The organism is Chryseobacterium sp. CCNWLW53 (assembly GCF_037083525.1).
Lineage (GTDB): Bacteria > Bacteroidota > Bacteroidia > Flavobacteriales > Weeksellaceae > Chryseobacterium > Chryseobacterium lathyri.
In genome coordinates this window covers 60,556-72,266 of record NZ_JBAOJR010000001.1, presented here as the reverse complement: position 1 = coordinate 72,266, position 11,711 = coordinate 60,556, and the positions used below count along the sequence as shown (strand labels likewise).

General features: G+C 36.8%; 10 protein-coding genes. 2 read left to right on the top strand and 8 right to left on the bottom strand.

Annotation, left to right across the window (positions count from 1 at the left end):
• Nucleotides 1-66: 66 nt before the first annotated feature.
• Nucleotides 67-1,932, top strand: a complete 1,866-nt coding sequence (locus V6R96_RS00355) for a M1 family metallopeptidase (RefSeq protein ID WP_336377667.1) — start codon at nt 67-69, stop codon at nt 1,930-1,932.
• A 52-nt stretch (nt 1,933-1,984) separates the two neighbouring features.
• On the opposite strand, the gene V6R96_RS00350 is transcribed toward V6R96_RS00355, so the two are convergent.
• The 8 genes from V6R96_RS00350 to clpB form a co-directional block, all read right to left on the bottom strand.
• A complete protein-coding gene (locus V6R96_RS00350) occupies nt 1,985-2,989 on the bottom strand; it encodes a zinc metalloprotease (RefSeq protein ID WP_336377666.1) in 1,005 nt (334 codons plus the stop codon).
• Nucleotides 2,990-3,410: 421 nt separating this feature from the next.
• Nucleotides 3,411-4,427: a zinc metalloprotease gene (locus V6R96_RS00345; protein WP_111957289.1), complete on the bottom strand. Its 1,017-nt coding sequence runs from the start codon at nt 4,425-4,427 to the stop codon at nt 3,411-3,413.
• Between the two features lie 256 nt (nt 4,428-4,683).
• On the bottom strand, nt 4,684-5,325 hold the full coding sequence (locus V6R96_RS00340; RefSeq protein WP_111957291.1) for a response regulator transcription factor: 642 nt from the start codon (nt 5,323-5,325) through the stop codon (nt 4,684-4,686).
• Complete coding sequence (locus V6R96_RS00335) at nt 5,322-6,107, bottom strand: histidine kinase (protein ID WP_336377665.1); 786 nt, start codon at nt 6,105-6,107, stop codon at nt 5,322-5,324. Before V6R96_RS00335 ends, V6R96_RS00340 begins: the two co-directional genes overlap by 4 nt.
• 658 nt (nt 6,108-6,765) lie before the next feature.
• On the bottom strand, nt 6,766-7,305 hold the full coding sequence (locus V6R96_RS00330; RefSeq protein WP_336377663.1) for a hypothetical protein: 540 nt from the start codon (nt 7,303-7,305) through the stop codon (nt 6,766-6,768).
• 208 nt (nt 7,306-7,513) lie between these two features.
• Nucleotides 7,514-7,666 carry a hypothetical protein gene (locus V6R96_RS00325; RefSeq protein WP_157963381.1) on the bottom strand — a complete coding sequence of 51 codons (153 nt, stop codon included), beginning with the start codon at nt 7,664-7,666 and terminating at the stop codon, nt 7,514-7,516.
• A gap of 16 nt (nt 7,667-7,682) precedes the next feature.
• Nucleotides 7,683-7,859, bottom strand: coding sequence for a hypothetical protein (locus tag V6R96_RS00320; protein WP_167409422.1), 177 nt, complete (start codon nt 7,857-7,859; stop codon nt 7,683-7,685).
• Nucleotides 7,860-8,008: 149 nt separating this feature from the next.
• Nucleotides 8,009-10,603, bottom strand: coding sequence for an ATP-dependent chaperone ClpB (clpB, locus tag V6R96_RS00315; protein WP_336377662.1), 2,595 nt, complete (start codon nt 10,601-10,603; stop codon nt 8,009-8,011).
• Between the two features lie 458 nt (nt 10,604-11,061).
• Between clpB and V6R96_RS00310 the strand changes: the two genes are divergently transcribed.
• Complete coding sequence (locus tag V6R96_RS00310; RefSeq protein ID WP_223558297.1) at nt 11,062-11,640, top strand: TetR/AcrR family transcriptional regulator; 579 nt, start codon at nt 11,062-11,064, stop codon at nt 11,638-11,640.
• The last annotated feature ends 71 nt before the right edge of the window (nt 11,641-11,711 follow it).

Below are 11,711 nucleotides of genomic sequence, written 5' to 3'. Positions count from 1 at the left end.
AGAAGAAATTCCTTTTCTGTGTGACATTTTCGCTAATTTTGATATTTATTTTTTAAAATTAGAGATATGAAACAATTTCTTTATGCTCTGGTAGCTACTGTTTCGATGCAGCAGATCGCTGCCCAGGAGCTGTATATGCCAAGAAATATTAAGAAAGCCTATGAAAAAGGGACCCGTGATATTTCCGGTGCTCCGGGCAAAAACTATTGGCAGAATAAAGGGATTTATAATGTTGAGGTAAAAGTGGATGCGGGAAGCAAAACCGTTTCCGGAAAAGAAACGATCACATACAGCAATAACAGCCCTGATGTACTTCATGAACTGGCAATCAGATTTGTAAATAACCTTCATAAGCCGCAGTCGCCGAGATCAGGTTCTGTGTCCAAAGATTTCCTGTCTTCAGGTCTTCATATTAAATCTATGATCATCAATGGTGAGAAATATATGGTAAACAGCGATGATTGGGGAACTGTAGAAAAAGTAAAGCTGAATAAAGCACTCAAGGCCGGAGCTAAAGCTGAAGTGAAAATAGAATGGGAATATCCGCTTTCCATACAGAGCGGAAGAGAAGGGCAGATAGATCCTGAAACTTTTTATGTAGCCTATTCTTTCCCGAGGATTTCCGTTTATGATGATTACAATGGCTGGGATATGCTTCCCCATTCAGACAGACAGGAGTTTTATAATGATTTTAATGATTACAGTTTTACCATTTTAGCACCAAAGAATTTTGTAGTATGGGCTACCGGTGATTTTCTGAATCCTGAAGCAGTACTTCAGCAGGAATATTTAAAAAGATATAAAACTTCTCTTAAAAGCGACAAAGTGATCCATATTGCTTCTGAGGAGGAAATGAAATCCGGAAAAGTAACCAGGCAGAACAAATGGAATGTCTGGAAATTCAAAGCCAATCATATTACGGATTTTTGCTTTGCATTAAGCAGCCATTATGTTTGGGATGCAGCAAGCGTTCAGTTAAAAACAAAAAGAGCAAGTGTCCAGGCAGGATATAAAGCCGGAGCAAAAGACTTTGAGCAATATGTAGACTGGATGCGTTATAATCTGGATTGGTTCTCAAAAAAATGGCCGGGCGTGGAATATCCTTATAATGTTATGACTGCGATTCAGGGATATGCGGATATGGAATACCCAATGATGATTAATGATACAAGTATTCCTGATGATCTTCGTGATGCAAGGCTTACCGCAGATCACGAGATTGCCCATACCTATTTCCCTTTTTATATGGGAATCAATGAAACCCGGTATGCTTTTATGGATGAAGGTTGGGCAACTACCCTTGAATACCTGATCGGAATTGATGAAAACGGTGAAGCCGCGGCAAAAGAATTCTATAAAAATTTCCGTGTCAAAAAATGGATCAACGATCCTTCTGCAGAACAGGACCAGCCGGTTATTACTATGAGTACACAGGTAAGCGGAGCCGGATACGGAAACAATTCCTATGTAAAAGCATCCCTGTCTTATCTTGCATTGAAAGATTATTTAGGAGATGAACTGTTTAAAAAAGCGCTTCTGCATTATATGAACAACTGGAATGGAAAACACCCGGTACCTTGGGATTATTTTAATTCAATGAACGCAGGTTCCGGGAAAAACCTGAATTGGTTCTTCCAAAACTGGTTCTATACCAATAATTATATTGATCTGAAAATAACCGACATTATACAGCTTAACGATCTTCTTACAGTCAATGTGGATAATGTTGGAGGCTTTGCAATTCCTTTTGATGCTGTCTTAAATTACGAAGACGGATCGGTGGAAAAGCTTCATTTTTCACCTTCCTTATGGGAAAAAAACCAGATGCATGCAGCCCTTGCGATCCCTATTAAAAAGAAAGTAAAATCGGTGACGCTGGATGGAGATATTTTTATGGATTATACCCCTGATAATAATACGAAATCATTATAAAAGAAAAGCCTGAACAGAAAATTCAGGCTTTTTATTGAAATCAATTTAAATTTTAATAAAGTCTTAGTCCGGATCTTGCTCCTGTAGAAGCAATTACCGACTGAACTCTTGCTTTCTGTCCAGCTGAGAACATAAACATGGCAGCATCATCTACATAATCCATATAATTCATAAACATTACAGATCTTTGAACACCACTACATGTGTTGTATAATGGATACGTTGGTTTTCCATAATTAGCAGTAGTCTGCGTAGGAGTGTCTGTAACCTGATCGTTACCACAGCTTGCATCTCCCCAGATGTGTCTAAGATTTAAATAATGTCCTACTTCATGTGTTGCGGTTCTTCCTAAATTAAATGGTGAAGCTGCTCCTGTTTTTCCAAAATATGGAGCGGCAATGGCTACACCGTCATTCCATAATCCTGCAGATTCGGGGAATGTAGCGTATCCAAGAATAGTTCTTCCTTGGCTTGTCATTTTACCTACAACCCAGATGTTTAAGTAATTTGCCGGGCTTGTAGCATCAATTCCTCCTTTGGATGCTTTCTTCATATCATCATTGGTTGCCCAGCTTGTCTTGCTTGTGGCTTTTCTTATGGTATTTACCAATCTGAATTTTACTTTCGTATCACCAGCACTTACAGTCTGAAATTCAGCAGGGATTTTACTGGCATCACTATTTGTTCCTGTGAAATCAGCATTTAATACATCGATTTGTTCCGCGATTCTTGCGTCAGATACGTTTTCTGCAGTAGTTTTATATAATACATTTACAACAACAGGAATTTCTACAGTACCATCTGCCAGAACTTTTCCAAGTTTTAATTCATTAGCGAATTTTTCTGTATTCGCTTCTAGTGTTACAAACTTTTGTCTAAGTTGAGCATCACTATTTAATGCTTCCTGTCTTACTTCTTCAGAGGCACAACCCCTTTTGAACATGTCGGCCGAAGAAACCTCTTCATTTGCAGGGTTTTCGCTTTGGTTTGACATATTGTCACTGTTACAAGCCGACATAAAGCCTAATACAACGGCTCCCAATAATAGTTTTTTCATAAAGTTGTTATTTTGTATAGTTTCAGAGTGTGAATTTATATTATTAAAAACTATTATGCAACACTTTTTCAATTTTTATTATTAATGTAATAATATTTTACTCAATTCGTTGTGCTTATTATTGCTAATTTGGACTTGTGTTGATTTTATGTTAATTTGATGATTGACGGAAAAATAATTTAATTTTTTTAAAATTTATAGCAAAATTTTAATTTTTTTGAATTTGAAATAGGTTATTTTGTTTATTATTAATATGAATTACAGCAAGTGGGTTTTAAGTTCAAATTCTCTTATTAGAAATACTTTATTCCGCATTTTACTCATATGTCCTGATAACTCATAGTCTAAAAATACTGAATCATTAAATAAAAAGCCCGAAGGAAAACTTCAGGCTCTTATATTTAAGTTAATTTGGATATTGTTATCTTAATCCAGCTCTTGGACCGGCTGCAGCTACTACGGCCTGCATTCTTGTTTTCTGGTTGGCAGAGAACATGAACATAGCTTTATCATCTACATAATCCATATAGTTCATAAACATTTGGGACCGGCTTACTCCTCCGCAAACTCTGTTTAAAGGATAAGATGGTGTTCCGTAGTTAGGTCCCGGAGAAGTAGGAGTGTCATTAGAATAATCTGTCTGACAGCCTGTGTTGGATGATCCCCAAAGGTGAGGCAGGTTTAAATAGTGGCCTACTTCATGCGTAACTGTTCTGCCTAAATTGAATGGAGCGGAAGCACCTGTTTTTCCGATGTACTGGTAGCCTATAACAAGTCCGTCATACCATAAACCGGCAGATTCAGGATAATAAGCGTATCCCAGTGTCCCGGGCTGGCTATTCTCATCAAGAATAGAATTAACCACCCAGATATTCAGGTTTTTAGTAGGATCAGTTGCATTAATACCTCCGGTAGTTGATTTTTTCATTTCTTCCAGATCGGATCTCCAGCCTGTTTTTGTATATTGCTTACGGTTGGTTGTCACCAGTTTAAAACGGATCTTTACATCACCCGCTGCTGCTGGCTGAAATGCAGATGGTATGTTAGCTACATCAGAATTGGTAGCACCATAGTCTGCATTTAGTACTGCGATTTGTTCTGCAATTCTTGCGTCAGAAATATTTTGGGTAGAAGTGTTATAGATCACATTGAAAACAACCGGAATTTCCACTGTTCCATCTGCAAGCACTTTGCCCATCATAATGTCTCTTGAAAACTTTTCAGACTGTAACTCATTAGCTTCAAATCTGGCTCTTAATGCCGGATCGCTTTTGAGCGCCTTTTCCCTTATGATATCTGAAGGACAGGCTCTTTTTGAAGCCATAGTGCTTGAAGGATTTCCCGGATCCTGAGATATATCCTCCTGATTGGATATATTATCACTTGTACAAGCTGACATGAAGCCCAGAACGAGAGCTCCGAAGAATAGTTTTTTCATAATATATTGTAAATGGTTTGCTCTCCAAATTTATATTATAAAAAATTAATACGCAAAAATATTCACACATATTTGAATAATTACCATTAAATAGCAGTAGTTGTTGAGTATTATTTTGTTTTCGGCTTTTTTAATTGAATTTTAATCAATTTTACAATTTGAATTTAAATATTTTTCACATAAAATTGTTTTAATTAAAAATATTTACTTTAATTATTTTAACTGATTTATATTTTTAACTTTTTCTTTTGTTAGTTTAACCTGCAAAACCATTTTTAATAGCAAAAACTGCCAGGCCGACCCGTGTTTTAAGGTCCAATTTGTCGCATAGCTGGTCACGGTAGCTTTCTACAGTTCTCGGACTGCAGCACATTCTGTCTGCAATTTCTTTATAGCTTAGTTCGGTGACGGTGTATTTCAGGAATTCTCTTTCACGGTCCGAAATTCTTACGGTATTTTCTGCTTCCTTATCTTTGTTCAGATTGGAAAATATAATTTTTGAAGCCCATTCCGGATAGAAAAAGCCGTCAGAATTTAATCTTGTTAATGCCGTTTCCAGATCTTTAGGATGGGTATTTTTTAATAAGTATCCTTTTGCACCGTTTTTGATCATTTTAATGACACTGTTGTCATCGCCCTGCATGCTCAGTGCCATTACTTTAATCTCCGGATGATTCTGTGTGAGCCAGGCAGCGGTTTCAAAGCCGTCCATAATTGGCATACTGATATCTAGAAGGATGATGTCCGGGATTGCACCGTTGTCTTCAAATTTCTGGATCAGATCTTTACCATTCTCACACACATAGATTACTTCAAATTCATTAAAATTATCAATAATTCCTTCCAGAGCTTTGGCAATTAATACATGGTCATCAACAATTACTATTGTTTTTTTCATGGCTGTTTTTTTAAAATAATATTGAGTGTAGTTCCGGTATTCTTCTGACTTTCAAGACTGAAATCCGCACCTATGATGGCTGCCCTGTTTTTCATATTAGTCAGGCCAATGCCGTTGGATTTTATCTCGGTGCTGTCGAATCCAATACCGTCATCCCTGAGGTTGAGCTCCCAGAGTACTTCCTCGGAAGTATTCAGGTTGATAAAAATATTTTTACAGTTTGCATGCTTGATGCTGTTCTGAATAAATTCCTGTATGATCCGGAGAAGCACATTTTTGTGGACAAATCCAAGATCAAGCTGCTTAAAGTTGTGTTCAAAACTCACATGGCATCTTTTGAAACTGTTGGTATTATCTACCTCTTCCTGAATCAAAGTTACGATTTCCTTCTGGTTTATATTATCATCTGTCAGAGTTTTTGAAAGGCTTCGGAGGTCTTGTAGCGACTGATTTATAATTTGAGAAACCTGATCGATTCTCTCGTTTACTTCAGGAACTCTGTTTTCGTAAAGCAACTGTTGGGTATACAGGCTCACAAGTGTTAGTTTTTGGCCGATATTGTCATGAAGCTCACGTCCTATCTGCTGCATAGTAGCCTGCTGAATCTCAAGCTGTGTAGCCAGGAGTTCCCGTTTGTGGATTTCGTTTTTCACTTCAATTTCATTGATGTATTCTCTTTTGCGCTGCTTGTATTTTCTGATGTATACCATTACTGCAGCGACAAACAACACAAAGAAGATGTTGAATAGAATAATCGTTATTAAGAGCTCCGTTTTCCCCATACAAATGAAATTGAAAATAAAAGATACATTGTAATTCCGGTTATAAGAAAATAATTAAAATACATATCCCACAGTTCTTTGTACTTGGCCAGAAGACTGAAAAATGTCCAAAATGGCAAAGTTCCAATATAGAACAATGTAACACCTAGGTTGATGTAGAACATTTTATTTCTGCTGAAATTTAATATTTCCGAGGAGTTAATCTGTTTATAATATTCCATAATAACCAGCACCATTAACATAAGACATCCAAATGTATAGTTGAAAGAGAAAATTATTTTTTTTGTTGTAAAAAATATTTCACTTGGTAAAAATGACAATAAATAGAAGAATGATAAAGTATAGAAAAGTTTTGGCCTTCCCAGTGACTTGGCCGCATAAAGCCAGTAAAAGAAAAGAAATTCAATAGGAATTACAAAATAATTAAAAAACTTCGGTTTGTCATAGTCTATAAACAGATGTCCCCATTTACCTATTACTTCACACAAAAACATAAGAATAAGATAAAAAGAAAAATATTTCCAATATCTGTCTGTACTACCACGGTTATAGTAAATAATGGATATTAGGGCAGCAAGTCCTTCTACCCAGATTAGAGACTCCTGGAGTATCTTCTGAAAATCAGTCATGTTTGTTGTGAGATAAATAAATTATTGAATTAAGGGAATTGTTCAGCTTTTGTATCGTGTGGTGGTGAAAGTGTTCCGTGATTTTCAGCAAGGGTTTCAAGACCAGCCGGCTGTCCGGTTTTTGAAGCCATAGCTAAAACTGATTCTGAATTAAACGGACAGAAATCATAGTTAAGCATTTCCCCTGTTTCATCCGCTTTTTTCAGGGTCGGGATCATTACTAAAGTATGTCTTTCTGCATATTCCTTTTCTACAGGATGACTTTCCATAATGGCCCAGTCTTCAGCTTTTGGATAGGCAGCATAATAGAACCTGATGCCTAAATCTTCTTCAGTAACCTCAGGATTTACTTTTGCCGCTTCATTCTCAACACATGCTATAAATTTTTTCAGTTTAGGAAGATCAAACCATATGGCATGAGAATCCGTAATCCCTAATTCTTTATTAACAGCCTGCATCTGATTGTTTCTGTAGTTGCCTATTAACTGTTGAACAAGCTCTGAAGCAATGGTATTTGTGCTTGAGGCAGACTCGTTTGCTCCGGCCTCATAAGTAGATTTTGTTTTCATAACGTTAGTTTTATAAAAGAATGTTAGTTAGTAGTGCAAATCTCGTAAAAATTTCAAGGTAAACGGATGTGTTTTTTCCTGTTTATTTTCCGTGTTTTTACGGATTGCATATGGGCTGTAAAATAATATAGTCCAACTGACTTTTGAACTCCTATCTTATAACGGCTGTAATAAATAAAAAAGCCGGAGATTTTACTCCGGCTTATAGTTAAATACAAGGATATTTTTTGGGATCCCTACAGATATATCCTGTTGAACAGCACAGTCCTGCAGGGCAGTTCATATCGATGTCGCATTCTGTAATTGCAGACGATACACCACCACTGATTCTTTTTAAATCATTTCTTTTTAGCTTTTTCATACCATTATTTTAGAGGCTAGTCAATAAGACCAGGTCTGCATTCAGCCTGTCCACAATTGATGTTGATCTGTGAACAATGTTCTGTAGCACACGTTCCGCTGGTAGAGCCGTCAGGGTAAATTAATATGTTGCAACTGCAGTCAATTTTTCCTCCTAAAATAGTTCTTAATGAACTTCTTTTTAATTTTTTCATGCTGATTTTGTTTTGGTTAGTAATTTTTTTGAATGATAAATGTAGTAATATTTCACATGATTATGATAAAAAAGTCAATAAAAAAATAAGTGATGCAGATTGGGCTGCACCACTTACTTACAAAAATAATATATATGAAAAAAACTACTTTACTGATCTGTCGGTCTGAAAACCAAACCTGTTTCTTCAAAATAATCTAAAGTGATTCTGTCACCGTCATTTACCTTTCCGGCCAGAATTTCTCTTGACAATTTATTTAATACTTCCTGCTGAATTACTCTTTTCAGCGGTCTTGCTCCGAAGGAAGGGTCATAGCCTTTATTCATCAGGTAATCCAGGGCGTCCTGAGTGGCGGTCATGATAATGTTTCGCTTGGAAAGCATATCATTATAGCCTCTCAGCTGATACTGAACAATTTTTCCGATCTCTTTTTTGTTTAAAGGCTGGAATAATACCACTTCATCAATTCTGTTCAGGAATTCCGGACGGAGCGTTTGTTTCAGAAGATCAAAAACTTCATCCTTGGTTTTGCTGACGATCTCGTCCTGGTTTTCTTCTGTAATGTCTTCAAAATTCTCCTGGATCAGATGCGAACCTAAGTTGGAAGTCATAATGATGATTGAATTTTTAAAATTCACCACACGTCCTTTATTATCTGTCAGGCGCCCGTCATCCAAAACCTGCAGCAAAGTGTTGAAAACATCCGGATGCGCTTTTTCAATTTCATCCAGAAGAACCACAGAATAAGGTCTTCTTCGTACTGCTTCCGTCAGCTGTCCGCCTTCATCATATCCTACATATCCCGGAGGAGCACCTACCAGTCTGGAAACACTGTGTCTTTCCTGGTATTCACTCATATCAATCCTCGTCATATTATTCTCATCATCGAATAAATATTCAGCCAAAGCTTTAGCAAGCTCAGTTTTACCAACACCAGTTGTTCCTAAGAATAAGAAAGATCCGATTGGTTTTTTCTCATCGCTTAATCCTGCTCTGTTTCTTCTGATGGCATCTGCAACAGCTCCTATTGCTTCATCTTGCCCAACGACACGATGGTGAAGCTCAGTTTCAAGATTCAGAAGCTTTTCTCTTTCAGACTGGATAAGTTTGGTAACAGGAATTCCTGTCCATTTTGCAATGACTTCAGAGATGTTTTCAGAAGTTACTTCCTCTTTAATTAATTCATTCTGATGGTTCTGCATCTCCAGTTCAAGTTTCTGCAGAGCATCTTCTTTTTCCTTTATTTTTCCGTATTGAATTTCTGCAACTTTCGCATAATCTCCAGCCCTTGAGGCTTTTTCTGCTTCCAGTTTCAAAGACTCAATATCTTTTTTAATCTGTGTTAAATCCTCAGATTTTTGTTTTTCTTTCAGCCATTTCGCGTTGATCTCATTTCTTTCCTCAGAAATTTTTGAAATATCTTCTTTCAAATGATCAATTTTCGTTTGGTTGCCTTCTCTTGAGATAGCTGCCAATTCAATTTCCAGCTGCATCAGTTTTCTGTCCAGTACATCCAGTTCTTCCGGTTTTGAATTGATTTCCATTCTCAACTTCGCTGAAGCTTCGTCGATAAGGTCAATCGCTTTATCCGGTAAAAAACGGTCTGAAATATATCGCTGAGACATTTCCACTGCGGCAATGATCGCCTCATCTTTAATTCGTACTTTATGGTGAGCCTCATATTTATCTTTAATTCCACGAAGAATTGAAATGGCAGATTCCGTATCCGGCTCTTCCACCATTACTTTCTGGAAACGTCTCTCCAATGCTTTATCTTTCTCAAAATATTTTTGATATTCATTCAAGGTAGTGGCACCGATTGCTCTTAATTCTCCTCTTGCTAAAGCAGGTTTCAGGATATTGGCTGCATCCATTGCACCCTCACCGCCTCCGGCGCCTACCAGAGTATGGATTTCATCAATGAATAGGATGATCTGCCCTTCAGACTTGATCACCTCATTCACCACAGATTTCAAACGTTCTTCGAATTCACCTTTGTATTTGGCTCCGGCAATTAGTGCCCCCATATCCAGAGAGTACAGCGTTTTGTCCATCAGGTTTTCAGGGATATCTCCCGAAATAATTCGGTGGGCAATACCTTCAGCAATGGCTGTTTTACCTACACCCGGTTCCCCGATAAGGATCGGATTGTTTTTAGTTCTTCTCGAAAGAATCTGAAGCACTCTTCTGATCTCTTCATCACGCCCGATTACCGGATCCAGTTTTCCTTCCGCTGCTAATTCGTTGAAGTTTTTAGCATATTTATTTAAGGATTGGTAAGTCTCTTCCGAACTGGCAGAAGTAGCCTTGCTTCCTTTTCTTAATTCTTTGATAGCACCTTCCAACAGGCTTTTAGTAACGCCCATATCCTTAAGCATTTTGGATACTTCGGAACTGGTTTCCAGTAACGAAAGCCACAGATGCTCAATAGTTACATATTCGTCGCCCATTTTTTTAGCAATATTCGGGGCGTCCAGCAAAACTTTGTTCGCAGACTGGGAAAGATAAATATTCCCTCCCTGAACTTTTGGAAGTCTCTCAATATTTTCTCTGTTTCTTTCCCTTACCAGATTGGCATCCGCTTCAGATTTTTTTAGTAAGAAAGGTGAAATATTTTCATCTACCTGAAAAATTCCTTCAAGTATATGTTGTGGCTCAATACTTTGGTTACCAAATTCCATGGCAGTCTGCTGTGCTGCCTGGATGGCTTCTTGTGATTTTACAGTATATTGGTTTAAGTTCATATTTTTTATGTTTTTGGTAATATTTGTTTTTGATTCAGTTTTAAAAAGACACCAAGAAACCAAATTTTCAGGCCCGGTTTCTTAATGCCATCAAGTTATTTAATCATTTAATCGATTACTGTATTTCAAAAATCGTTCAATTATTAAATTTACAAAAAACATAGACAAAATTTCCGGATTATCTATTTTTAACGTTAAATTAACTTGACAAAATTTCCGATTCTTTAATATTGGCTTTGAAATAATGGAAAAACCGTCCGATTCGGGAAAAATTGAAAATGGAATGAAGGAGCGATTTTAATATTTAAAGGCTTTTTATCTAAACTTAACCAGAAACTCCAAATAGAAAAATTGCTGATTTGACAAGGTCGTTTAGTAAAACTCCCGCTTCTGTGTTTAAAATCATAGTGTTAAATTAATTTATTAACCTCAGAATAATTACTTTTGCATTTTACCAGATGGAGCTTAAAGAAAAACAAAAGAAAATTTTAGACGTAGCCGTAGAACTTTTCAAAGAGAAAGGATATATGGGCAGCTCGGTTAGAGATCTTGCCACAAAGCTTAATATCAAAGCTGCGTCACTGTATGCTCATATCCGTTCAAAGGAAGAAATTCTGGAATGGATTTGCTTTGGCATTGCACAGGATTTTTTTGATGAACTCCAGGAAGTGAAAAATACGGACATTGCTCCAAAAGATAAACTCAATTTATTTTTAGACAAGCATTTATCCGTCGTTCTTCAAAATCGTGATGTTACCCATATTTATTCTAATGAATGGAGACACCTTGAAGAAAGACTTCCTGAATTTATAGCATTGAGAAAGAACTATCAGGATGAGGTAGAGCAGTTAATTTCTGAGATCTACGAAGCTGAAAAATGGGAACTGAAATCACCGACTTTTACGACAAGATTTATTCTTCATACCCTTAATAATTCCTATTTCTGGTTCAAAAGAAATACGGAATCCACTTCTGAAATTACAGATGAAATAAGAGCTAAGCTCCTCTATGGCTTGCTAGGAAATCAAAAGCAATAATTTTTTACCACAAAAGACACAAAAGCTTGTGCACAAGATTTACATTTTAAGCTGAATGTTTTAGTGCTGAA